Source organism: Streptomyces lucensis JCM 4490 (genome assembly GCF_014650035.1).
Classification (GTDB): domain Bacteria; phylum Actinomycetota; class Actinomycetes; order Streptomycetales; family Streptomycetaceae; genus Streptomyces; species Streptomyces lucensis.
Window position 1 is genome coordinate 362,448 of sequence record NZ_BMUE01000005.1, and the last position, 22,437, is coordinate 384,884.

Here is a 22,437-nt window from a genome sequence, read left to right on the forward strand (position 1 = left end):
GTACGTGAGGTCGGTCCGCACCATTGTCCCGTGTATCCCGTCGGGGCACCGCGCTGACCTGGGGGCTTCCGGGCCGGGGCCCCTGAGCGGTCGCTTAGTATGAAAAGTGTCCCCGGGGGTGCGCCCCGGGGTGCCACCCCCTGGTCCAGCAACGCTCAGGAGCCCGTCCCCGTGACCGCCGAAGCCCCGACCGCCCCCGCCGTCCCCTACGGCCGGCTCGTCCCCGTCACCGTCCACTTCGACGACCTCGACGCGCTCGGGCTCCTCCACAACGCCCGCTACCCGCTGATGGTCGAGCGCGCCTGGACCGAACTGTGGGCCGAGCACGGCGTCCGCTTCGACGGCGACTGGGTGGCCGCCGGCGACGCCTGCAACGCGGTCCGCGAACTGAGCATCGGCTACGAGGCCCCGGTGACCCGCCCCGGCGGCTACGCCGTCCACCTCTGGCTGGAACGGCTCGGCACCACGGGCCTCACCTACGGCTTCCGGTTCTGCTCGGCCGACGGGACGCAGACCTACGCCCGGGGCACCCGGGTGCTGGTCCGGCTGGACGCGACGACGCTGCGGCCCGCCCCGTGGACCGACGCCTTCAGGGCCGTGGGCCGGGAGTTGCTGCGGCCTGCCGGCTGACGTCCCCGCCGACGTCGCCGCGCGCGACGCGCTCGGCCGTGCGCAGCACGCCCGCGAACGCGGCGAGTCCGCACGCCAGCGCGGTCACCACGCAGAACGAGACCATCAGGCTGGTCAGCTGGGCCACCCCGCCGATCAGGCTGGGCGCGACCAGGCCCGAGGTGTAGGTGATGGTCGCCACGCCCGCGATGGCCTGGCTGGGGTTGGGCCCGGCGTGCCCGGCCGCGGCGAAGCACAACGGGACGACCACCGCGATGCCGAACCCCATCAGCGCGAACCCGCCCATCGCCGTCGCCGGATGGCGCGCCGTGACGATCAGCAGGCCGCCGAGCACGGCCAGGAAGCCGCCGGCGCGCACGGTGCGGACCGCGCCGTAACGGTTCACCACCGCGTCCCCGGCGATCCGGGCCACCGCCATGGTCAGCATGAACCCGGTCGTCGACGCGGCCGCCAGGCCGGCCGAGCTGTCCAGCCGGTCGCGCAGGAACACCGCGGACCAGTCCAGGCTGGCCCCCTCGGCGAACACGGCGCAGAAGCCGACCGCGCCGATCAGCAGGGCCGACCGCGGCGGCAGCGCGAACCGCGGCGGCGGCTCCTCGCCCTCGGCGGGCTGCACGTCGAGGACCCAGCCGCCGGCGAGCGCGCCGAGCACGGTGAGGACGGCCGCGGCGACCGCGAAGTGCAGGCGCGCGTCCGCGCCCAGGTGCGCGGCCAGCGTGCCGACGGCCGAGCCGGCCAGGGCGCCCGCGCTCCACATGCCGTGCAGGCCCGACATGATCGACTTGCCGAGCAGCCGCTCGACCTCGACACCCAGGGCGTTCATCGCGACGTCGGCCATGCCCGCGCTCGCGCCGTAGGCGAACATCGCCAGGCACAGCGTGAACAGGCCGGGCGCGAGGGAGGGCAGGACGAGCGAGACCGTCCACAGTGCCATCAGCCCGCGCAGGGCCGTGCGGCTGCCGAATCGGTGACTGATCCGGCCCGCCAGCGGCATCGCGCACGAGGCGCCCAACGCCGTGAAGGCCAGCGCGAACCCCAACTGGCCGGCGCTGAGCGAGGCGTGGTCCTGCACCCACGGCACCCGGGTGGCGAAGGAGCCGGTCACGGCGCCGTGCACGGCGAACACGGCCGCCACGGCGTACCGGGCGCGCCTGACCTCGTCGCGCGCGTAGCCCACGTCACTCATGTCCCAGCCCCTTCCCGGGAGTTCCCCGGACCCACCGCCGCTGCACGCGCCGTAAACTATCAGGAACCCTTCCTGATGGATAGGGGACAGTGCGACGGCCCGCGTCTGGGAGGATTCCCGTCATGCCCGCATCACCGAGCACCGCCCGGGCCATCAACGACCGCGCCGCCCTGCGGTTGCTGCAGCAGGAAGGCCCGCTGACGGCGGGCCGGCTCAAGCAGCTGACGGGGCTGTCCAGGCCGACGGTCGCCGACCTCGTCGAACGGCTCACCGCCTCCGGACTGATCACGGTGGTCGGCGAGTCCGGCGAGCAGCGCCGCGGCCCGAACGCCCGGCTGTACGGCATCGTCGCCGACCGTGCGCACCTCGCCGCCCTCGACGTCCGCACCGAAGGCGTGTTCGTGCTGGTGTCCGACCTGGTCGGGCGGGTGCTCGCCGAGTCGTCCGTGCCGATCGGCGACGACGCGGGCACCGGACCCGCCGTGGAACAGGCGGTGGCCGCGGTGGAGCGGGCCGCCAAGGAGGCCGGGGCGGACAGCCTGCACACCGTCGGCATCGGCGCGCCCGGCCTGATCGACCCGGCCACCGGTGACCTGCGCGACTCCGTCGGCCTGCCCGCCTGGCACCGCAGCCTCGCCGCCGCCCTGCCGGAGCGGCTGCCGGGCGCCCGCGTCACCGTGGAGAACGAGACCAACCTCGCCGCCCTGGCCGAACAGCGCGAGGGCGCCGCCCGGGACCGGGGGACCTTCGTCCTGCTGTGGCTGGGGCACGGCGTGGGCGCCGCGGTCGTCCTCGACGGCACGCTGCGCCGCGGCGCCTCCGGCGGCACGGGCGAGATCGGCTTCCTGCCGGTCCCGGGAACCGGCTCGCTCCCCTCGGCGACGGACTGCGGCGGCGGCTTCCACTCGCTTACGGGGGCGGCGGCGATCGTCTCCCTGGCGGCGGAGTGCGGACTGCCGGTCCCGGCCACGGCGGACGGCCCCGGCGCGGCGGAGGCGGTGCGCGGCGCCGTGGCGCGGGCGGCGGACGAACCGGCCCCGCCCGCCGTGCCGGCGCCGGCCGCGCCCGCCCACCGTTTCCTGCACACCCTGGCCGAACGGATCGCCGTCGGGGCCGCCTCCGTCGTGGCCGTCCTGGACCCCGGGTGCGTCGTGCTCGGCGGCGAGGTCGGCCGGGCCGGGGGAGCGCCGCTCGCCGGGCTCGTCCAGGAGCGGCTGCGCCGCATGTCCCCGCTGCCCACCGAGGTGCGGCCGAGCATCCTCGGCGGGGCCGCCGTGCTGCGCGGGGCGTTGCTGACCGCCCGGGACCGGGCCCAGGACGAGCTGTTCGGCCCGGCCGAGCGGTAGGAGGGCTGTCAGCCTCGCCCGAAGCGGCCGGACAGGTACTCCTCGAACGTCACCTTGCCCACCGCCCGGTCCGGAGCCAGGTGCCCGCCGGCGCGGAAGGCGCCGTAGGTCCGGCCGAAGAGGGGCACCCGCACCACCGGGCGGCGTCGTGCGGTCGTCCGCAGATAGGCACGGGCCAGCGAGTCGAGCGTGCGGACCTCGGGACCGCCCATGTCCGGCACCCGCCCGGCCGGCGCCCCGAGGGCCAGCTCGACCAGGCTGCCGGCCACCTCGGACACCTCGACGGGCTGGTCCGAGACGCCCGCCGGAAGCAGCATGAGCGGGGGCTTGGCGAGGCCTCCCAGGAACGTGACGACCAGGTCGTGGAACTGGGTCGCGCGCAGCACGGTCCAGCCCAGCCCCGACTCCTCGACCTGGCGCTCCACCGCGAGCTTGCTCCGGTAGTAACCGAACGGCACCCGGTCGACGCCGACGATGGAGATGTACACGAGGTGGGCGACATCGGCCCGGCGGGCCGCCGCGACCAGGTTCCGTGCCGCCTCCTCGTCCCCGCCGCGGGGGCTGCTCGCGCAGTGCACGACCGTCTCCACGCCGCGCAGGGCCGTGTCGAGCCCGGGTCCGCCCCGGCGCAGGTCGACGGCGTACGGCTGGGCGCTCCGGCTGAGCACCCGTGCCTCGTGCCCGTCGTCCCGCAGCCGCTCGGTGACGAGCCGGCCGAGGGTTCCGGTTCCGCCGGTCACCAGGATGGTGGTCATGCTGTTCTCCGTCTCTCCGCGCGCGGTGCGCTCCGGCCGGAGCGCCCGTCGTGAGGTGAGACCGTCCGGCGCCCCGGAAACGTGACATCCCGGTGGAGGACTTCCCCGGACGGCCTGCCGTCGCACGGAGCCCGGTCCGTCTGGCGACCCGGCGGCGGGCAAGGGCCGTCGTCACCGCCGCCGGGTCCGCCCGCACGATAAGAGGACTAGACCAGTTCGGTCAATGGTCCGGACCAGCCCAACGGGCGTCAGGGGCGCGGCGGTTGGTCCGAGGTGCCGCACCCGGCAAGGCCGGCGACACGCACTGTGAGCGAACGCACACCTGTCCCCTGTCTGGGTGAGCGCCGGGCGTGGCACACTGGCCCTGTACCAGAAGCAGCGCACTCCGGGGTCGGTGAAAGTCCGAACCGGCGGTTACAGTCCGCGACCCGGTCGCTTCCAGCGGCCGGTTGACCAGGTGAAATTCCTGGACCGACGGTTAAAGTCCGGATGGGAGGCAGTGCGCGGCGGGTGACGCACACATGTGCGTGCGCCGCCGTATCTGGGCGCGTCCGCACGCGGACGGGTCCTTTTCGGCGTCGGCGCACCTCAGTTCACGGTGTGCCCACCCGTACATTCTGTCGTCATCGACAGGCCCCGGAGTCCGTGCCCGAATGAGGCAGGAGGACCCGGGAAGTGTTCACCGGAATCGTCGAAGAGCTGGGTGAAGTCACCGCCGTAGAGGACCTCGGCGACTCCTCCCGCTTCCGGCTCCGCGGCCCCGTCGTGACGGAGGGCGCGCGGCACGGCGACTCCATCGCCGTGAACGGGGTCTGTCTCACCGTCGTCGACCACGAGGGCGACGAGTTCACCGCCGACGTCATGGCCGAGACGCTGAAGCGCTCCAGCCTCGGCGCCCTCACCACCGGCTCCCGCGTCAACCTGGAGCGCCCCACCGCCGTGGGCGCGCGTCTCGGCGGTCACATCGTGCAGGGACACGTCGACGGCACCGGCCGGATCCTGGCGCGCACCCCCTCCGAGAACTGGGAGATCGTGAAGGTCTCGCTGCCCGCGGACCTCACCCGCTACGTCGTCGAGAAGGGCTCCATCACCGTCGACGGCATCAGCCTCACCGTCGTCGAGGCCGGCCCGGACCACTTCACCGTCAGCCTCATCCCCACCACCCTCGCCCTGACCACGCTCGGCCACAAGCAGCCCGGCGACCCGGTCAACCTGGAGGTGGACGTCATCGCCAAGTACGTCGAGCGGCTCCTCGGCGACCGTGCCCGGGAGGCCGGCAAGTGAACTGGCTGAACTCCGAGGCCTTCACCCTCTTCGACCAGCGCATCATCTGGTCGGACATGGTCGGCAACATCCTCGGCCTGATCACCCTGGCCCTCGGCTGGCGCCGCTCCCTGCTGACCTGGCCCGTGCAGTTCCTGTCCGGCCTCGTCCTCTTCACCGCCTTCTACGGCCACCTGACCGGCAGCGCCGGCAAGCAGGCCGTCGTCATGGCCGTCGCGCTCTACGGCTGGTGGCAGTGGCAGCGCAGCAGGGACCGCTCCGCGGACGGCCACATCGCCCCCCGCTTCGCCACCTGGCGCGAGCGTGCCGCCATGGCCGCCGCTGCCGCCGCCGGCACGGTCGCCGTGGGCCTGTTTTTTAAGGCCTACCCGTCCCTGTCCTGGGACGCCTGGCCCGACGCCTACATCTTCGTCGGCACCATCGTCGCGATGTACGCCCAGGCCAAGGGCATGGTCGAGTTCTGGATCGCCTGGCTGCTCGTCGACGTCGTCGGCGTGCCCCTCAACTTCAAGAACGGCTACGCCTTCTCCGGTTTCGTCTACGTCATCTACGGCGCGCTCGTCCTGTGGGGCATGCGCGACTGGTGGCTGCGCTCCCGCAGGGACGCGCGGCCCGTCCTGGAAGGAGCCCCGGCATGACCTCGGCACCGCCGCTGTACGACACGGACACCGTCGAGAACTTCGCACTCGACCCGGTCGAGCAGGCCATCGCCGACATCGCGGCGGGCCGCCCGATCGTGGTCGTCGACGACGAGGACCGCGAGAACGAGGGCGACCTCGTCGTCGCCGCCGAGAAGGCCACCCCCGAGATCGTCGCCTTCATGATGAGCGAGTGCCGCGGACTCATCTGCGCCCCCATGGAGGGCGAGGAACTCGACCGGCTGCGGCTGCCGCAGATGGTCGAGGACAACACCGAGTCCATGAAGACCGCGTTCACCGTCTCCGTCGACGCCTCCGCCGCCCACGGCGTGAGCACCGGCATCTCGGCCGCCGACCGCGCCACCACGCTCCGGCTGCTGGCGAGCGGCACCGCCGAGCCCACCGACCTGGTGCGCCCCGGCCACGTCTTCCCGCTGCGCGCCAGGCCCGGCGGCGTCCTGGTCCGCAACGGCCACACCGAGGCCGCCGTCGACCTCGCACGGCTCGCGGGCCTGCGTCCCGCCGGCGCCATCGTGGAGATCGCCGGCGAGGACGGCCGCATGCTCCGGCTGCCCGAGCTGATCCCGTTCGCCCGCAAGCACGGTCTGACGATCATCTCCATCGAGGACCTCATCGCCTACCGGCGCAGCAGCGAGCCGACCGTCCGCCGCGAGGCCGAGACCCGCCTGCCCACCCGGCACGGCACCTTCACCGCCTACGGCTACCGTTCCACCGTCGACGGCGTCGAGCACGTCGCCCTCGTCCACGGCGAGATCGGCGAGGGCGAGGACGTCCTGGTCCGCGTCCACTCCGAGTGCCTCACCGGCGACGTCTTCGGCTCGCTGCGCTGCGACTGCGGACCCCAGCTGGACGCCTCGCTGGAGCGCATCCAGGACGAGGGCCGCGGAGTCGTCGTCTACCTGCGCGGTCACGAGGGACGCGGCATCGGCCTGCTGTCCAAGCTGCGCGCCTACGAACTGCAGGAGCAGGGCCACGACACCCTGGACGCCAACCTCGAACTCGGCCTGCCCGCCGACGCCCGCGACTACGGGGCCGGCGCGCGGATCCTGGCCGACCTCGGCGTGCGCAGCGTCCGGCTGATGACCAACAATCCCGACAAGACCGACGCGCTGCTGCGCCACGGCCTGCGCGTCACCGGCCGGGAGCCGATGCCGGTCCAGGCCGGCGAGCACAACCTGCGGTACCTGCGCACCAAGCGGGACCGGATGGGGCACGACCTGCCCTGGCTGGACACGCCCGCCGTGGTCGCCTCCACGGCCGGGTCCGCGTCCACCTGCGGCAACCAGTAAGCAAGAAGCACTGAGGAGAGACGTGAGCGGCAAGGGTGCACCGGAGCTGTCCGTACGCAACGCGAGCGACCTGCGGGTCGCCGTCATCGCGGCGCAGTGGCACGAGAAGGTGATGGACGGTCTGGTCAACGGCGCGCTGCGCGCCCTGCACGAACTGGGCATCGACGAGCCGACGCTGATCCGGGTCCCCGGCAGCTTCGAACTCCCGGTCGCCGCCAAGGTCCTCGCGAGCCGCGGCTACGACGCGGTCGTCGCCCTCGGCGTCGTCATCCGGGGCGGCACCCCCCACTTCGACTACGTGTGCCAGGGCGTCACCCAGGGCCTCACCCAGGTCTCCGTCGAGACCGGCGTGCCCGTCGGCTTCGGCGTCCTCACCTGCGACACCGAGGAGCAGGCCCTGGACCGGGCCGGCATCGAGGGCTCCACCGAGGACAAGGGCCACGAGGCGGTGACCGCGGCCGTCGCGACCGCGGCCACACTCCGTTCAGTATCCGAACCCTGGCACTGAGGAGCGGCGCACACCGCGTAGGGTGGGCAGCACCATGTCCAAGAAGACGTTCGAGGAGCTCTTCACCGAGCTCCAGCACAAGGCCGCCCACGGCGATCCCGCCACCTCCCGTACCGCCGAGCTGGTCGGCAAGGGCGTCCATGCCATCGGCAAGAAGGTCGTCGAAGAGGCCGCCGAGGTGTGGATGGCCGCCGAGTACGAGGGCAAGGATGCGGCCGCCGAGGAGATCTCGCAGCTGCTGTACCACGTTCAGGTGATGATGGTCGCCCGCGGCATCTCCCTGGACGACGTCTACGCCCACCTGTGAGCCCGACCAGCCCACCGTCAACACCCAACGCGAAGGAAGCCGACCTCATGCTGCGCATCGCCGTCCCCAACAAGGGTTCCCTGTCCGGCCCTGCGGCGGAGATGCTGCATGAGGCCGGCTACCAGCAGCGCCGCGAGTCCAAGGAACTGCGCATCGTCGACCCGGAGAACGAGGTCGAGTTCTTCTACCTCCGCCCCCGCGACATCGCGATCTACGTCTCCTCCGGCCGCCTCGACATCGGCATCACCGGCCGCGACCTGCTGATCGACTCCGGCGCCGACGCCGAGGAGATCCTGCCGCTGGGCTTCGCCCGCTCCACCTTCCGCTTCGCCGCCAAGCCCGGCACCGCGAGTGGCATCCAGGACCTCAAGGGCCGGACGGTGGCCACCTCCTACGAGGGCATCGTCGCCGGGCACCTCGCCGACAGCGGCGTCGACGCCTCCGTCGTCCACCTGGACGGCGCCGTGGAGACCGCGATCGAGCTCGGCGTCGCCGAGGTCATCGCGGACGTCGTGGAGACCGGCACCAGCCTGCGCAACGCGGGCCTGGAGGTCTTCGGCGAGCCCATCATGAAGTCCGAGGCCATCGTCGTCCGCCGCACCGGCGCCGACGGCGAGGAGCCCAAGGTCCAGCAGTTCCTGCGCCGCCTCCAGGGCGTCCTGGTCGCGCGGACGTACGTGATGATGGACTACGACTGCCGGGTCGAGCAGTTGGAGAAGGCCGTCGCGCTGACGCCCGGCCTGGAGTCCCCGACCGTCTCCCCGCTGCACAACGAGGGCTGGGTCGCGGTCCGCGCCATGGTCCCCGCCAAGGAGGCGCAGCGCATCATGGACGACCTCTACGCCATCGGCGCGCGCGCCATCCTGACCACGGCCATCCACGCCTGCCGCCTGTAAGGGGTACGCCCGAAGTGTCCGATCTCCCCGTGCTTCCCGTCACCTTCCGGCCGGGCCACACCCGGGCCGTCATGCTCACCGCCGGTGTCCTGATCTTCGCGGTCATCTCCGGGATCGCGATGCTGCTGGAGCTCGGCCCTGGGGAGCGGCTCAGCTTCGTCGTCACCGGGGCGCTCATCCTCTGGGCGCTGGCCCAGCTGTCCCGGGTGAAGGTGGTCGCCGACGAGTCCGGCGTCACCGTCGTGAACATCGCGAGCAGGAGGCGCCTGGACTGGGCCGAGATCGTCCAGGTGAACCTCCGTCCGGGCGATCCCTGGGTGTTCCTCAACCTCAGCGACGGCACCAGCCTGCCCGCGCTCGGCATCCAGCCGGGCCTCGCCAAGCAGCGCGCCATCGCCGACGCGCGGGCCCTCAGGGCACTCGTGGACGCCCGCTCGACGGCCGACCGGACGCCGGATCAGGGCTGACTCGGGGCCGCCCACCCTGCCCGTGCGGCCCTGTCTTGATTAATCTGGTGGTGGAGGCCGTTCCGCCGCGCCTCCACCCCTGCGTGCCACCCCTGGTGCACAGGGGTTCCTGCTACCCGAGGAGTGACTCCCTCCAGCGATGGACGGATCGTCCTGTAGTACCTGCGCCGCCCCTGCCCGGCACCACGGGAAGGCGGTGGCAGCGTGACCATCCCCCTGCTGCTCCTCGGAGCGGCGTTCCTGCTGATTCTCGCCAACGGCTTCTTCGTGGCGGCCGAGTTCGGACTGGTGACGGTCGAGCGGCCGGACGCCGAGAAGGCCGCCGCCGACGGTGACCGGCGTGCCAGTACGGTCGTGGAGGCGCTGAAGGAACTGTCCTTCCAGCTCTCCGGCACCCAGCTCGGCATCACCATCACCTCCCTGGTCGTCGGCATGCTCGCCGAACCGGCCCTGGCCGGGCTGCTGCACGGCCCGTTCGCCGCGCTCGGCCTCCCGGCGGGCGCCGTCTCCGGTGTCGCCGTGGTCGTCGGCATGCTGCTGGCCTCCGCGATCCAGATGGTGATCGGCGAACTCGTGCCCAAGAACTGGGCGGTGTCCAAGCCCTTGCAGGTCGCGCGTTTCGTCGCGGGCCCGCAGGCCCGCTTCTCCCGCCTGTTCCGGCCGGTGATCGCCGCGCTCAACACGGTCGCCAACCGGCTGGTCCGCGCCCTCGGCGTCGAGCCCGCCGAGGAACTGGCCTCCGCCCGCACCCCGGGCGAACTGGTGTCCCTGGCCCGGCACTCCGCGCAGGCCGGCGCTCTGGAGCAGGACACGGCCGACCTGTTCGTCCGCACCCTGTCCCTGGGCGAGCTGACCGCCCAGCACGTCATGACCCCCCGCGTGAAGGTGAGCGCGCTGCAGGACTCGGCCACCGCCGAGGACGTCGTCAACCTCACCCGGGCCACCGGCCTGTCCCGCTTCCCCGTCTACCGGGAGAAGATCGACGAGGTCGTCGGGATGGCCCACCTCAAGGACGCGCTGGCGGTCCCCGCGGCCGACCGGCTGCGCACCCCCGTCGGACGCATCGCCCGCAAGGCCCTCCTCGTCCCCGAGACCCTGCCCGTCCAGCCGCTCCTCGCCCGGCTGCGCAGCGAGCAGCCCATCGCCGTCGTCGTCGACGAGTACGGCGGCACGGCCGGCGTGGTCACCCTGGAGGACATCGTCGAGGAGCTCGTCGGCGAGGTCCGCGACGAGCACGACGCCAAGGACATGCCCGAGCTGGCCGTCGCCCCGCCCGAGGACGGCAGGCCCGCCTGGGACGTCGACGGCAGCTGCCGGATCGACGTCCTGCAGCGCATAGGCCTGGCCGTGCCCGAGGGGCCGTACGAGACCGTCGCCGGCCTCGTCGCCGACCTGCTCGGCCGCATCCCGGCCCCTGGCGACCGCGCCGAACTGCCCGGCTGGCGGCTCGCGGTCCGCCAGGTGGGCCACTACCGCGCCGAACGCGTCCGCCTGGTGCGCACGGCCGCGGTGGCAGGCGTCATGGAGGCCGCCCGATGAGCGTCCTCCAACTCGCCTTCGCCGGCCTCCTCGTGCTGGCGAACGGCTTCTTCGTCGGCGCCGAGTTCGCACTGGTCTCGGTGCGCCGCAGCCAGATCGAACCGCTCGGCACCGCGCGGGCCCGCCAGGTGCTGTACGGCCTGGAGCGGCTTCCGCAGATGATGGCCGCCGCGCAGTTCGGCATCACCGTGTGCTCCCTGACGCTCGGCGCGGTCGCCGAGCCGACGGTGGCCCACCTGCTGGAACCGGTGTTCGAGGCGATCCACCTCCCGCACGGGGTGATCCACCCGCTCGGGTACGTGATCGCGCTGGCGGCCGTGGTCTTCTTCCACCTCGTGATCGGCGAGATGGTGCCGAAGAACCTCGCCATGGCGGCCCCCGAGAAGGCGGCGCTGTGGCTGAGCCCCGGCCTGGTCTACTTCGCCCGCCTCTGCAAGCCGATCACCGTGGCCCTCGGCGCCTGCGCCCAGGCGATCCTGCGGCTCTTCCGGGTCGAGCCGAGGGACGAGGTGGAGGCGGTGGTCACCAGCGAGCAGCTGAACCGCCTGCTGGAGGACTCCGGGCAGGCGGGCCTCCTCGGCCCCGAGGAGCGGGAGCGGCTGGAGGACGCGCTGGAACTGGGCTCCCGCCCCGTGACGGACGTCCTGCTGCGGCGGGAGTCGCTGGTCACGGTGGCCCCGTCGGTCACGCCGGGCGAGATCGTCGCCCTGACCGCTCGCACGGGCTACTCCCGCTTCCCGGTGGCGGCGGCGGACAAGGGCCCGTTCATGGGATACGTCCATGTGAAGGACGTCCTCGACCTGGAGGACTCCGACCGCGCCGTCCCCCAGCACGTCTGGCGCCCGATGACGACCCTGCGCTCCGAGCTGCCGCTCGACGACGCCCTATCGGTGATGCGCCGGGCGGCCACGCACCTGGCCCAGGTCGCGGACGCCTCCGGCAGGGTGCTCGGCCTGGTCGCCCTGGAGGACGCCCTGGAACTCCTGGTGGGCGAGGTCAGGGACCCGGCCCACCGGCACCTGCCGGACGTGCGGCTGGCGGAGCCGAGGGTGAGCGGGGAACCGGAGGAGGCCCTGGCCACCTGACCGGTGCGGTGGCGGGGGCCCGCGCCCCGGACGGACCCTGGGGTCTTTCTTTCGGATCAGGCCGAACGAAAGACCCTAGAGGGCCGACGGGTCCTGCGGTCCCCGCCCCGACAGCACCTCGCCGTACGCCTGCATCAGGTCCGGCAACCGCAGCGTCGCGAGGTCGTCGCGGGACAGTTCACCCGGGTACGCCGACAACCGCAGGTCCCGGTACGCACAGCTCTTCTCGTACAGGGTGCGCAGCAAGCGCCCGTTGCCGAGCTCGTCGATCCACCCCTGGTCGACCACGTGCCCGGCGATGGAGCGCAGCTCCTCCAGCGCCTCGTCGTCCCACAGGTCCCCGTTCTCGGCGGCGAGCACCTTGCCGATCTCGGTGAGCTCCGACGGACGGTAGGAGGGGAAGTCCACCCGCGTGGTGAAACGGGAGGAGAGCCCGGGGTTGGCGGCGAGCAGCCTGTCCATGCCCTCCGGATAGCCGGCCAGGATCACCACCAGGTGGTCCCGGTTGTCCTCGGCCCGCTTCAGCAGCACCTGCAGTGCCTCGTCGCCGTACGCGTCCCCCTTGCCGTACCCCGAGTTGGACAGCGAGTACGCCTCGTCCACGAACAGCACCCCGCCGATCGCGGAGTCGATCAGCTCGTTGGCCTTCACGGCCGTCTGGCCGAGGTACTCGCCGACCAGATCCGCCCGCTGGGCCTCCACCAGGTGGTCCCCGCCGAGCAGACCCAGCGCGTAGAACACCCGCCCGAGGATCCGCGCGACCGTGGTCTTCCCGGTCCCGGACGGCCCGGAGAACACGAAGTGCCGCTTCGGCGGCTGCACCGGCAGTCCCTGCCCGGTCCGCAGCCGGGCCATGTTCAGCTGCGCGGACAACGCCTTGACCTGGCGCTTGACCGGTTCGAGTCCCACCATGCGCTCAAGTTCGGCGAGCGCCTCCTCCAGCAGCGCCGCATCGGTCGGCCCGGCGGGGACCGGTGACGGGGACGAGGCGGGCCCGGTCTTCACGCGCACCACCGGATCCGTCACCGACGGCAGGGGCCCGGTCGGCAGATCCGGCTCCGGCAGCCGCAGGTCGCGGCTCTCGGCACCGAAGAGCGGATCCAGGCCGTCCGGCCCGTCCAGGGCGTCCTGCCCGAGACCGGTCAGCGAGATCGCGGCGAGGTCGGCGGCGTCGTAGCCGTCGCCCTCGGCGATCGCCGCGAGCCGCGCCGAGGTGTCCATGAAGGCAGGGTCGACCCGGTGCACCGCGCGGTACAGGGGGAGTGCGGCCGCCGATCGGCCGGTCCCCTCGTGGGCGCGCGCCAGCCAGTACCGCAGCTCCTTGCGCTGCGGCTGCTCGCTGCGGCAGCGCATCAGCGCCGCCGAGAGCATCGGCTCCGCCTGCCCGTACATCTCCATCCGGACCCGGGCCATGCCGCCGAACAGGCCCGCCTCGATGCCGAGCAGGGGATCGTCCAGGAGCGGATCGGTGTGCCGGACCAGCTGGTCCCAGTCCTTGACCAGATAGGCACGGCAGGCGTGCAGGAAGCGGACCTGCGGGTCGGTGTCCACCGGCGGCAGGCCCGCGAGCGCACGGTCCAGCTCCGGCACGTGCCGCCCGTCCAGCCAGTGGGAGGCGTGCGCGAGCAGCAGGTCGCGCGGGCTCTCCAGCACCGGCTGCACCCACCAGCCCAGCCAGTACCAGGAGTTGAGGGTGCGGCGGTGCCGGGCGCGCTGTTCCCCGAAGCGCTCGCGGTGCCGGAACATGCGCAGCAGCGCGGTCGTCGTGTCGACCCGCAACGCGTGCAGTCCGAGCCAGGCGTCCGCCATGCCCGGGTCCATCCGCACGGCGGTGCGGAACTCCTCCTCGGCCTGCGGATAGGCGCCCATGGTGCAGGCGTCCACGCCCCGCAGCCAGGCGAGGTCGGCCGGGGCCTCGGGGCCCTGCGTGCCGAAGTCCATCACGTCCCCCCACAGACCGTGCCCCCGTGGTTCACCGCCGGGCGGGTCGCCCGACGGCCGCCGCGGTCGAACCGCTGTGCCGCGGACCGGAGTTGCAGGTGCGAGGCAGCCCCTCGAAGGTCGCACCGAAGGCATCGTACCCGCGGGGCCGCCGCCTGCCGAAGGGTGCCGCGCAGGCCGTTCGACGAGGTGGGAGCAGACGGGGCGCACGCGATGTCGTGACCGTGGGTGATCGGATCGGCGGGCGAGGGGCCCTGCAAAACGGTCCAGGGCAAGACGAAGCCCCCGATCACGGGGGAACAACCGGGGGCTTCGCGAATGCGGGCGGCTCCGAATGGCCGCACAATCAGAACGTAAGACCTGTACGGGCCCCGGGTCAAGCGTAGTTGAGGCACTCGGGGGAAGTCGCCCCCGAGCCGATCTTCACGACTTCACCACATCGCTGCCGGGTCGTCACTCTCAGTAGTGCCCCGGTCGGGTCCGGGGTGCGCCCCGGGCCCCGGCAGCACCTTGTACCCCACCGGTGTCTGCAGTACCAGCAGATGTGCGTGGGGGCGCGAGGGGTCCGCGGCGAAGTGCGCGCGCTCCGCCTCCACCCAGCCGTCCCAGAACGCGTGCTGCTCCGCGCCGTCCCGACCGCGGCCGCGCGCCCAGGAGTCCTCGGGGGGCAACTCCATCCACAGCAGCCGTGCCAGATACGGCCGCAGCGCGCGACGGCCGGCCCCGACACCCTCGATCAGCACCACGGGCCCGGCGGGCAGCGGGCACGGCGCGCCGAACGTGCGGGCGCGCCAGTCGTAAGGCGTGTAGAGCGCGTCCTCGCCCCTGGCCAGGGGGTGGACCACCTGGGTCATGAGGCGGTCGGTCCAGGCGAACAGCCGGTCGTGGCTGGCGATGTCGTCGAGATGCAGCACCGGCGCCCCGCCCAGCGCGGCGGCCAGCCGTCCGGCGAAGGTGGACTTCCCGGAGCCGGCGTGCCCGTCCACGCCGATCAGCCGGACCGGCCCCAGGGAGGGCGGAAGCCGGCGCAGCCGGTCGGCGAGGTCCTGAATGGCGATTCCCGAGGTGTGGTGCGGTGGGGTGCGTTTTCCGGAAACAGTCTAGTGGCGGCACCGGGCGGCGGGGCGACCGTCCGAGCCGGCACGGAAGACAGTCGCATTTTGAACCAATGGTCGGCGGCCGGCCGGAAGGGCGGATAAACAATCACAATCGCCTGACCGATATGTCGAATTCGGCGTTCCGGGTGTGCTCGCTGCTGAGTAAGGTGCCTCCTGCGCAACGTGATGCGCCGAACGGGGACGGACGGGTGGACATGGCCGCGGAGTTATTCGAAGGGCACTATGTATGGCATCCGGCGGCCGACGACCGTGTCCTGGCAAGCGTTTGCACGGACGTGCGCGCCGGGCGTTATCGATACGCCTTCGAGTCACTCGCCGAGACGCGCTCCGACTTCGCCCTGCGCGCCCACCGCTCGCTGGTGCTCGCCTCCGAGGCGGCCGGCACCGATCTGGTCGAGCGCTGGCTGTCCGAGGAGCCGACGCCCGAGGCCGCGCTGATGTGGGCCCGGGTCGCCGTGCAGCGCGCGCTGCGGGCCGCCGACGCCCGCGACGACCACGCCGAGGTACTGGAGCGGATCGCGCTGACCGCCTGCGACCGGGCCGCCGCACTGGCCCCCGGGGACCCGACGCCCTGGGTCGCCAGGCTGGCCATGGCCCGGCTGCACCGGCTGCGCGACCCGGCTCCGCACGGGCTGCTCACCGCGCCGCCGGGCCCATGGCGGCTGTTCGCGCACATCCTGTCCCTGGACCCGTGGAACCGCGAGGCCCACCACCGTTTCCTGTCCTGCTTCTTCACGCGCCACGGCGGCTCGGTCAACTCGGCCTGGGACGTGGCCGCCTTCCTCAGCCAGCGGGCCCCCGCCGACTCCGCCCTGCGGCTGCTGCCGCTGGTGGCCCTGGTGGAGAGCTACAACCCCACCCAGCTGCTCGCCGACCGCGTCTGGGAGGAGCCCCAGTGGCGCTCCACCGCGTTGGCGATCTACCACAACTGGCTTCCCACGGTGACCGGTTACCGCTTCACCCCGGTGCTCGACCTGGCCTACCTCGCGCACGCGCTGGTCATGGCCCAGCGCGAGTTCGAGGCCCGGGCGGTGTTCACGGCGATGGGCCCGTACGCCTCGCGCATGCCGTGGAGCGCCTTCGGCGACCCCGCCGAGCAGCTCTCCCGGGCCCGCCGCGCCTGCGGACTGGCCGTCCCGGGACCCGTCTGAACCTGCTCCTCCCCCCACCCTTCCACGGAGAGAAAGGCCGATCTGTGTCGGAACGGACATCGACCCCACGGGCCAGGGCCCGGGCGGGCGAAGACCCGGTCGCGCTCGACGACGACGCCACCCTGCACGCGATGGGATATCCGCGGAAACTCACCCGGCGCTTCAAGGCGTTCGACAATTTCGCGATCTCCTTCACCATCATCAATATCCTCTCGGGCATTTTCTCGTCCTTCGGATTCGGGATGAACGCGGGCGGCCCGAGAATTCTCGTGTTCGGCTGGATCGGCGTCTCCGTGATGGTGCTGCTGATCGGCGCGGCGATGGCGGAAGTCGCCTCCGCCTATCCGACGAGCGGTGCCCTCTATTTCTCCGCCGGTAAACTCGCCAAACGGCACAAGGGCGCCTGGTCCTGGTACACGGGCTGGCTGAACTTCGTGGGCCAGATCGGCGGCACCGCCGCCACCGGCTACGCGGCGGCCACCTTCATCCAGGCGTTCGTCCAGCTGCAACGGCCCTCCTACCAGCCGACCGTGCACCAGACGGTGCTGATCACGGCGTTGATCATCGTGCTGCAGGGACTGGCCAACACCTACACCGTCCAGCTCGTCGCCGTACTGAACCGCATTTCCGTGTGGTGGCTGCTGATCGGACTCGTCGTGATCGTCTCTGCACTCATAGTGATGCCCGATCACCATCAGCCGACGTCCTTCGTGACGCATTTCGAGAACAACACCGGCTTCACGAACGGGCTTTACGGCGGCATGCTCGGCCTGCTCGTCACGAGCTGGACCTTCACCGGCTTCGACGGCAGCTTCCACATGTCCGAGGAAACGGTAGGCGCGACGGTCAACGCACCGAAGGGGATCACCCGCGCCATCGGCTATTCCGCGATCACCGGCCTCATCCTGATGCTGGCGCTGGTGTACAGCATCAGCGACTACGCCAAGGTGGCCGGTGCGGGGACACCGCCCGTCCAGATCCTCATCGACGGCCTCGGGCTCGGCACCGCCAAGGTGATGCTCCTCATCGTCATCGGCGCGATGCTCTTCTGCGGCCTCGCCAACCTCACCAGCAACACCCGGCAGATCTTCGCCTTCTCCCGGGACGGCGCCATGCCCGGCTCCCGCTGGTGGCACTCCGTCTCGCTGCGCACCCGTACCCCGGTGAAGGCGGTGTGGCTCGCAGTGGGCTGCTCGCTGGCCCTCGTGGTGCCCGGCTGGTGGTCGCACACGGCCTTCACCGCCATCGTCAGCGTCAACGTGGTCGGGCTCTTCCTCGCCTACGCCGTGCCGATCTTCCTGCGGCTCCGGCTCGGCGACGCGTTCCAGCCCGGCCCCTGGCACCTGGGCCGCTGGGGCCGGCCGATCGGCTGGCTCGCGGTGACCTGGATCCTGCTCAGCAGCGCCCTGTTCATGCTGCCGCAGGCCTCGCCGATCACCGTCGACTCCTTCAACTACGCGCCGATCGCACTCGCCGTCGTGCTGTTCGTCGCCACGGTTTGGTGGTTCGCCACGGCCCGCCGCCGCTTCCAGGGACCGGTCAGCTACGGCCGCCCGGACGAGGTCGCCGCGATGGACCTCGTCTGAACCACCGGCCCCCATGGGGCACTGCGGACCGGCACTCCCGGCACCGCGCCCCCCGGCGGTCCGTCCGGCCCCGGCGCACGGCAGCCCCGTCCGCGCCGGGGCCCTCGCGCGCCCGGGGGAAACCCCTTTCAGTGGACGGGACCAATATTCGTGGGGCGGCACGCGCCGAAGTGCTGGCAGGGGCATGCCGCCTGATTCATAGTTGGCGCACGAACGTGCACCGGACCAGCCCCGTCTCGGACACCTTGGGGGTACGCGCGCCCATGAGCAGAGCCGAACAGCCCTCCCGCAGAACCGTCCTGGCCGCCGCCGTCGCCGCCGCGGTGACCGGTGCGGCGGCCCCCGCCGTCGCCGCACCGCAAGTCGCCGCCGGCGCCCACGACTCCGGCCAGGCACAGCCCCGCCCGATCGACTACCACGCCTGGACCACCCACCGCGAATGGCGCTGCGGCACCGCCCAGGGCACCCGGGCCCTTCCCGGCCCCCGCCCGGGCCTGGTGCTCGCCACCCCCACCGGCCGCACCGACTACACCGACCCGCACACGGGCACGACCTCCACCTGGGAGTACGCCACCTGGACCTCCGCGGTCCACCGGCTCACCGTCCCCGCCACCGAGGTCATCGCCTCCTGGAACGCCCACACCCCCGACGGCACCTGGCTCCAGGTCGAACTGCAGGGCACCTACTCCGACGGGACCGGCACCCCCTGGTACGTGATGGGCCGCTGGGCGGCCGGTGACCAGGACATCAAGCGGACCTCGGTGGACGGTCAGACCGACGGCCGGAGCACCGTCTGGACCGACACCTTCTCCATCGACGACGCGAGCAGCGGCCTGCGGCTGGCCTCCTACCGGCTGCGCCTCACCCTGCACCGCAGGCCGGACACGCGTCTGACCCCCGTGGTCTGGCGGCTCGGCGCGATGGGCTCCGACATCCCCGACCGCTTCACCGTCCCGGCCTCCGTCCCCGGCCTCGCCCAGGAACTGGCCGTCCCGCGCTACTCGCAGGAGATCCACAAGGGCCAGTACCCGCAGTACGACAACGGCGGTGAGGCGTGGTGCAGCCCCACCTCCTCACAGATGATCATCGAATACTGGGGCGGCCGGCTGACCCCCGAGCAGCTGTCCTGGGTGGACCCCTCCTACGCCGACCCCCAGGTCTGCCACGCGGCCCGCGCCACCTACGACTACCAGTACGAGGGGTGTGGCAACTGGCCCTTCAACGCCGCCTACGCGGCCACCTACCAGGGCCTGCAGGGCGTGGTCACCCGGCTCGCCTCCCTCACCGAACTGGAGACGCTGGTCGCCGCCGGCATCCCGGCCATAACGTCCCAGTCCTTCCTGAAGAGCGAGCTGACCGGCGCGGGCTACGGCACCTCCGGCCACCTGATGACCGTGATCGGCTTCACGGCGGAGGGCGACGTGATCGCCAACGACCCGGCATCGCCGAGCGACGAGGCGGTGCGGCGGGTCTACCTCCGCCGCGAGTTCGAGAACATCTGGCTGCGCACGAAGCGGTACAACGCCTCCGGCAAGGTCGTCTCCGGCACCGGGGGAGTCTGCTACCTCTACTTCCCGGCGCACCCGAGCCCGCGCCGGCGCCAGGCGCTCGCCGCGGTGGGCGTGCGCTGACCCGGTCCGTGTGAGCAACCTCTCCGCCGCGAGAGCCGACGCGGGTGGCAAGGTGGACGAACGGGGGGATTCCACTTCGTACGTCCGACCTCTGCGAGAAACCATGAGCGCACACCCGGCCACCGCCACCCGCGTCCGCACCGGCGGCCCCCAGGAGGACGGCCCCGAGATCCTCGAGCACGTCATGGGCTGGGTGCTCGTCGCGGTGATCGCGATGTTCGTGACCCGGCTCGGTCTGCTCTGACGCCGGAACGGGTAGGGGAGCGGAGGCTCGTGGTCCCCCGCTCCCCGTTCCCGGCGACCGGGCTCAGTTGATGGCCCGGATCAGCTCACCGTTCGCGGTGTCACCGCTCAGCTCCCAGAAGAAGGTGCCGCCGAGGCCCTGCTGGTTCTTGTAGGTCATCTTCGAGGCGACGGTCGCCGGGGTGTCGTAGCTCCACCAGTTGTTCCCGCACTTCGCGTAGGCCGTGCCGCCCACGGTGCCGGTCGCCGGGCACTTGGTCCTGAGGACCTTGTAGTCGTCGATGCCCTGCTCGTACGTCCCGGCCGCCGGGCCCGTGGCCGTACCGCCGGGCGCCGCCTGGGTGACCCCGGTCCAGCCGCGCCCGTAGAAGCCGATGCCGAGCAGCAGCTTGGAGGCCGGGATGCCGAGACCCCTGAGCTTGGCGATGGTGGCCGAGGCGGAGTAGCCCGCCTTGGGGATGCCGGCGTAGGAGTTCAGCGGGGAGTGCGGTGCGGTCGGGCCCGTCGCGTCCCAGGCGCCGAAGTAGTCGTAGGTCATCGGGTTGTACCAGTCGACGTACTGGGCAGCGCCGGCGTAGTCCGCCGCGTCGATCTTGCCTCCGCCGGTCGCGTCCGCGGTGATCGCCGCGGTGACCAGGTTCCCCGAGCCGAACTTCGACCGCAGGGCGGCCATGACGTTCCGGAAGGCCTCCCGCCCGCTGGTGTCGCAGGTGTTGCCGCAGGCGTTCGGGTACTCCCAGTCGATGTCGATGCCGTCGAAGACCCCGGCCCACTTGGAGTTCTTCACCAGGTCGTAGCAGGACTGCGCGAAGGCGGCCGGGTTCCTCGCGGCCTCGCCGAAGCCGCTGGACCAGGTCCAGCCGCCGAACGACCACAGCACCTTCAGGCCCGGATGCTTCTTCTTCAGCTTCAGCAACTGGTTGAAGTTGCCGCGCAGCGGCTGGTCCCAGGTGTCGGCGGCACCGTCGACGGACTCGGCGGCGGTGTAGGCCCGGTCGGTGGCCGCGTAGGAGTCGCCCATGGCGCACTTGCCACCGGTGACGTTGCCGAAGGCGTAGTTGATGTGGGTCAGCCTGGCCGCGGAACCCGAGGTCTCGACGTTCTTCACGTAGTACTTGCGGTCGTAGGTGCCCCATTCGGTGAAGTAGCCGACCACCTTGGACGCCTTGATCCGCGAAGCCGCGGGAGCGGCCGGGGCGGCGGCGGCGGTGGCGGTGCCCGCGCCCGCCAGCAGCCCGGCGCCGAGGACGGTGGCACACGCGGCGGACACCAGGGCGCGCAGGCGTGTGCGGGGACGTTGGGGAGTGTGCATCGGGTGGCTCCTCGTGGGGGAGAGGGGAACGCTCGCCGATTGGCATGAACGCGGTAAAGCGTTGGTCATGCACAGTAGGAGGACTAGACCAATAGGTCAATGGTGCGTACCAATTTGGATCGAGAAAGAAGTCGTGAGCGGAATGCTGAAGTAAGCGGTCGTTAACTGGTGACGGGACGTCCCCGATCGGGCATACTCACAGCGCACAGCCGCTGGTCAGCAGCTTCCGAGACCCGGGGGCGGGCGCCTTCGGCAGACCCGGAACGACCAGGCGGAGCCGCCTCACCCACGGCCGCACCGCCGGTGCCCCGACAGGGAGGAGACCGACGCCATGTCCGACCGCGACCCGCAGCCGGTGGAGCGTCAACTGCCGACGGACGAGGCGAGTGACCTGCTCGCACTCGTCCGGGAGATCGCCCAGCGCGAGATCGCGCCGAAGGCCGCCGAGGAGGAGGACGCGGGCCGCTTCCCGCGCGAGGTCTTCACCCTGCTCTCCCGCTCCGGCCTGCTCGGCCTGCCCTACGACTCCGAGTACGGCGGCGGCGAGCAGCCCTACGAGGTGTACCTCCAGGTCCTGGAGGAGCTGGCCGCGGCCCGGCTCACCGTGGGTCTCGGCGTCAGCGTCCACACCCTCGCCTCCTACGGACTCGCCACCTACGGCACCAAGCAGCAGCAGGTCGAGCACCTGCCCGCCATGCTCGGCGGCGGCCTGCTCGGGGCGTACTGCCTCTCCGAGCCGGCCTCCGGCTCCGACGCCGCCTCGCTGCGCACCAAGGCCGTCCGGGACGGCGACGAGTGGGTGATCACCGGCACCAAGGCCTGGATCACGCACGGGGGAATCGCCGACTTCTACACCGTGATGGCCCGCACCGGCGAGGACGGCCCGCGCGGGATCACCGCCTTCCTGGTGCCCGGTGACGCCCCGGGCCTGAGCGGTGCGTCGCCCGAGAAGAAGATGGGCATGAAGGGCTCGCCCACCGCCCAGGTCCACCTCGACGGCGTCCGGGTCGGCGACGACCGGCGCATCGGCGAGGAGGGCCAGGGCTTCTCCATCGCCCTGTCCGCCCTCGACTCGGGGCGCCTCGGCATCGCGGCCTGCGCCATCGGCGTCGCCCAGGCCGCGCTCGACGAGGCGGTCGCCTACGCCGGCCAGCGCCGGCAGTTCGGCCGGCCCATCGCCGACTTCCAGGGCCTGCGCTTCATGATCGCCGACATGGCCACCCAGATCGAGGCCGGCCGCGCGCTGTACCTGGCGGCCGCCCGGCTGAAGGACGCGGGCAGGCCGTTCTCCAAGCAGGCCGCCATGGCCAAGCTGCACTGCACGGACACGGCCATGAAGGTCACCACCGACGCCGTGCAGATACTCGGCGGATACGGCTACACCGCCGACTTCCCGGCGGAGCGCTACATGCGCGAGGCGAAGGTCCTGCAGATCGTCGAGGGCACCAACCAGATCCAGCGGATGGTCATCGCCCGTCATGTGGCAGGGCCGGAGGGGCGCTGA

21 protein-coding genes and 1 riboswitch are annotated in these 22,437 nt (G+C 72.0%); of the genes, 16 read left to right on the plus strand and 5 right to left on the minus strand.

Features of this window, described 5'->3' with window-relative positions; all coding sequences use genetic code 11:
* Nucleotides 1–171: 171 nt before the first annotated feature.
* Nucleotides 172–630, plus strand: coding sequence for an acyl-CoA thioesterase (locus tag IE177_RS14890; protein WP_190015793.1), 459 nt, complete (start codon nt 172–174; stop codon nt 628–630).
* Here IE177_RS14890 and IE177_RS14895 read toward each other — a convergent pair.
* A complete protein-coding gene (locus IE177_RS14895; RefSeq protein ID WP_190015794.1) occupies nt 590–1,816 on the minus strand; it encodes an MFS transporter in 1,227 nt (408 codons plus the stop codon). The genes IE177_RS14890 and IE177_RS14895 overlap by 41 nt on opposite strands.
* 122 nt (nt 1,817–1,938) lie before the next feature.
* Between IE177_RS14895 and IE177_RS14900 the strand changes: the two genes are divergently transcribed.
* Nucleotides 1,939–3,162 (plus strand): ROK family transcriptional regulator, encoded by a 1,224-nt coding sequence (locus tag IE177_RS14900; protein ID WP_190015795.1) that lies wholly within the window; start codon nt 1,939–1,941, stop codon nt 3,160–3,162.
* A gap of 8 nt (nt 3,163–3,170) precedes the next feature.
* Here IE177_RS14900 and IE177_RS14905 read toward each other — a convergent pair whose 3' ends face one another.
* A complete protein-coding gene (locus tag IE177_RS14905; protein WP_190015796.1) occupies nt 3,171–3,917 on the minus strand; it encodes an SDR family oxidoreductase in 747 nt (248 codons plus the stop codon).
* Between the two features lie 376 nt (nt 3,918–4,293).
* Nucleotides 4,294–4,424: riboswitch (FMN riboswitch) on the plus strand.
* A gap of 168 nt (nt 4,425–4,592) precedes the next feature.
* On the opposite strand from IE177_RS14905, the gene IE177_RS14910 reads away from it, so the two are divergent.
* The 9 genes from IE177_RS14910 (at nt 4,593) to IE177_RS14950 (ending at nt 11,951) form a co-directional block, all read left to right on the plus strand.
* Nucleotides 4,593–5,201, plus strand: a complete 609-nt coding sequence (locus tag IE177_RS14910) for a riboflavin synthase (protein WP_190015797.1) — start codon at nt 4,593–4,595, stop codon at nt 5,199–5,201.
* Complete coding sequence (locus tag IE177_RS14915; RefSeq protein WP_190015798.1) at nt 5,198–5,839, plus strand: nicotinamide mononucleotide transporter family protein; 642 nt, start codon at nt 5,198–5,200, stop codon at nt 5,837–5,839. The genes IE177_RS14910 and IE177_RS14915 overlap by 4 nt, the downstream gene beginning before the upstream one ends.
* Nucleotides 5,836–7,149 (plus strand): bifunctional 3,4-dihydroxy-2-butanone-4-phosphate synthase/GTP cyclohydrolase II, encoded by a 1,314-nt coding sequence (locus IE177_RS14920; protein ID WP_190015799.1) that lies wholly within the window; start codon nt 5,836–5,838, stop codon nt 7,147–7,149. Before IE177_RS14915 ends, IE177_RS14920 begins: the two co-directional genes overlap by 4 nt.
* Before the next feature lie 22 nt (nt 7,150–7,171).
* On the plus strand, nt 7,172–7,657 hold the full coding sequence (gene ribH, locus IE177_RS14925) for a 6,7-dimethyl-8-ribityllumazine synthase (protein ID WP_190015800.1): 486 nt from the start codon (nt 7,172–7,174) through the stop codon (nt 7,655–7,657).
* 34 nt (nt 7,658–7,691) lie between these two features.
* Entirely contained in the window at nt 7,692–7,964 is a 273-nt protein-coding gene (locus IE177_RS14930; protein ID WP_128789165.1) for a phosphoribosyl-ATP diphosphatase, read from the plus strand.
* A gap of 47 nt (nt 7,965–8,011) precedes the next feature.
* Nucleotides 8,012–8,860 carry an ATP phosphoribosyltransferase gene (gene hisG, locus IE177_RS14935; protein ID WP_190015801.1) on the plus strand — a complete coding sequence of 283 codons (849 nt, stop codon included), beginning with the start codon at nt 8,012–8,014 and terminating at the stop codon, nt 8,858–8,860.
* 14 nt (nt 8,861–8,874) lie between these two features.
* A complete protein-coding gene (locus IE177_RS14940) occupies nt 8,875–9,327 on the plus strand; it encodes a PH domain-containing protein (RefSeq protein WP_190015802.1) in 453 nt (150 codons plus the stop codon).
* A 204-nt stretch (nt 9,328–9,531) separates the two neighbouring features.
* On the plus strand, nt 9,532–10,866 hold the full coding sequence (locus IE177_RS14945) for a hemolysin family protein (protein ID WP_190015803.1): 1,335 nt from the start codon (nt 9,532–9,534) through the stop codon (nt 10,864–10,866).
* On the plus strand, nt 10,863–11,951 hold the full coding sequence (locus IE177_RS14950; RefSeq protein ID WP_190015804.1) for a hemolysin family protein: 1,089 nt from the start codon (nt 10,863–10,865) through the stop codon (nt 11,949–11,951). Before IE177_RS14945 ends, IE177_RS14950 begins: the two co-directional genes overlap by 4 nt.
* A gap of 75 nt (nt 11,952–12,026) precedes the next feature.
* On the opposite strand, the gene IE177_RS14955 is transcribed toward IE177_RS14950, so the two are convergent.
* Nucleotides 12,027–13,892, minus strand: coding sequence for an AAA family ATPase (locus IE177_RS14955; protein ID WP_190015805.1), 1,866 nt, complete (start codon nt 13,890–13,892; stop codon nt 12,027–12,029).
* Nucleotides 13,893–14,323: 431 nt separating this feature from the next.
* On the minus strand, nt 14,324–14,944 hold the full coding sequence (locus tag IE177_RS14960) for a uridine kinase family protein (protein WP_190015868.1): 621 nt from the start codon (nt 14,942–14,944) through the stop codon (nt 14,324–14,326).
* 260 nt (nt 14,945–15,204) lie between these two features.
* On the opposite strand from IE177_RS14960, the gene IE177_RS14965 reads away from it, so the two are divergent.
* The 4 genes from IE177_RS14965 (at nt 15,205) to IE177_RS14980 (ending at nt 19,622) form a co-directional block, all read left to right on the plus strand.
* Nucleotides 15,205–16,161, plus strand: a complete 957-nt coding sequence (locus IE177_RS14965) for a hypothetical protein (RefSeq protein ID WP_190015806.1) — start codon at nt 15,205–15,207, stop codon at nt 16,159–16,161.
* 44 nt (nt 16,162–16,205) lie between these two features.
* The gene (locus IE177_RS14970) at nt 16,206–17,747 is read left to right on the plus strand and encodes an amino acid permease (protein ID WP_190015807.1); all 1,542 of its coding nucleotides are present in this window, start codon (nt 16,206–16,208) and stop codon (nt 17,745–17,747) included.
* Between the two features lie 263 nt (nt 17,748–18,010).
* The gene (locus tag IE177_RS14975; RefSeq protein WP_190015808.1) at nt 18,011–19,378 is read left to right on the plus strand and encodes a C39 family peptidase; all 1,368 of its coding nucleotides are present in this window, start codon (nt 18,011–18,013) and stop codon (nt 19,376–19,378) included.
* Nucleotides 19,379–19,481: 103 nt separating this feature from the next.
* Complete coding sequence (locus tag IE177_RS14980; protein ID WP_190015809.1) at nt 19,482–19,622, plus strand: SCO1431 family membrane protein; 141 nt, start codon at nt 19,482–19,484, stop codon at nt 19,620–19,622.
* A 63-nt stretch (nt 19,623–19,685) separates the two neighbouring features.
* Here the strand turns inward: IE177_RS14980 and IE177_RS14985 are convergent, their stop codons facing one another.
* Nucleotides 19,686–20,933, minus strand: coding sequence for a glycoside hydrolase family 18 protein (locus IE177_RS14985; protein ID WP_190015810.1), 1,248 nt, complete (start codon nt 20,931–20,933; stop codon nt 19,686–19,688).
* Between the two features lie 331 nt (nt 20,934–21,264).
* Here IE177_RS14985 and IE177_RS14990 point away from each other — a divergent pair, with 331 nt between their 5' ends.
* Nucleotides 21,265–22,437, plus strand: a complete 1,173-nt coding sequence (locus IE177_RS14990) for an acyl-CoA dehydrogenase family protein (protein ID WP_190015811.1) — start codon at nt 21,265–21,267, stop codon at nt 22,435–22,437.

Bases quoted from the DNA above. Each gene is read 5' to 3' on its own strand.
- IE177_RS14895 (WP_190015794.1), bottom strand. From the start codon at position 1,816: ATGAGTGACGTGGGCTACGCGCGCGACGAGGTCAGGCGCGCCCGGTAC.
- IE177_RS14900 (WP_190015795.1), top strand. From the start codon at position 1,939: ATGCCCGCATCACCGAGCACCGCCCGGGCCATCAACGACCGCGCCGCC.
- IE177_RS14905 (WP_190015796.1), bottom strand. From the start codon at position 3,917: ATGACCACCATCCTGGTGACCGGCGGAACCGGAACCCTCGGCCGGCTC.
- IE177_RS14920 (WP_190015799.1), top strand. From the start codon at position 5,836: ATGACCTCGGCACCGCCGCTGTACGACACGGACACCGTCGAGAACTTC.
- IE177_RS14930 (WP_128789165.1), top strand. From the start codon at position 7,692: ATGTCCAAGAAGACGTTCGAGGAGCTCTTCACCGAGCTCCAGCACAAG.
- hisG (WP_190015801.1), top strand. From the start codon at position 8,012: ATGCTGCGCATCGCCGTCCCCAACAAGGGTTCCCTGTCCGGCCCTGCG.
- IE177_RS14950 (WP_190015804.1), top strand. From the start codon at position 10,863: ATGAGCGTCCTCCAACTCGCCTTCGCCGGCCTCCTCGTGCTGGCGAAC.
- IE177_RS14955 (WP_190015805.1), bottom strand. From the start codon at position 13,892: ATGGACTTCGGCACGCAGGGCCCCGAGGCCCCGGCCGACCTCGCCTGG.
- IE177_RS14965 (WP_190015806.1), top strand. From the start codon at position 15,205: ATGGCCGCGGAGTTATTCGAAGGGCACTATGTATGGCATCCGGCGGCC.
- IE177_RS14975 (WP_190015808.1), top strand. From the start codon at position 18,011: ATGAGCAGAGCCGAACAGCCCTCCCGCAGAACCGTCCTGGCCGCCGCC.
- IE177_RS14980 (WP_190015809.1), top strand. From the start codon at position 19,482: ATGAGCGCACACCCGGCCACCGCCACCCGCGTCCGCACCGGCGGCCCC.
- IE177_RS14985 (WP_190015810.1), bottom strand. From the start codon at position 20,933: ATGCACACTCCCCAACGTCCCCGCACACGCCTGCGCGCCCTGGTGTCC.
- IE177_RS14990 (WP_190015811.1), top strand. From the start codon at position 21,265: ATGTCCGACCGCGACCCGCAGCCGGTGGAGCGTCAACTGCCGACGGAC.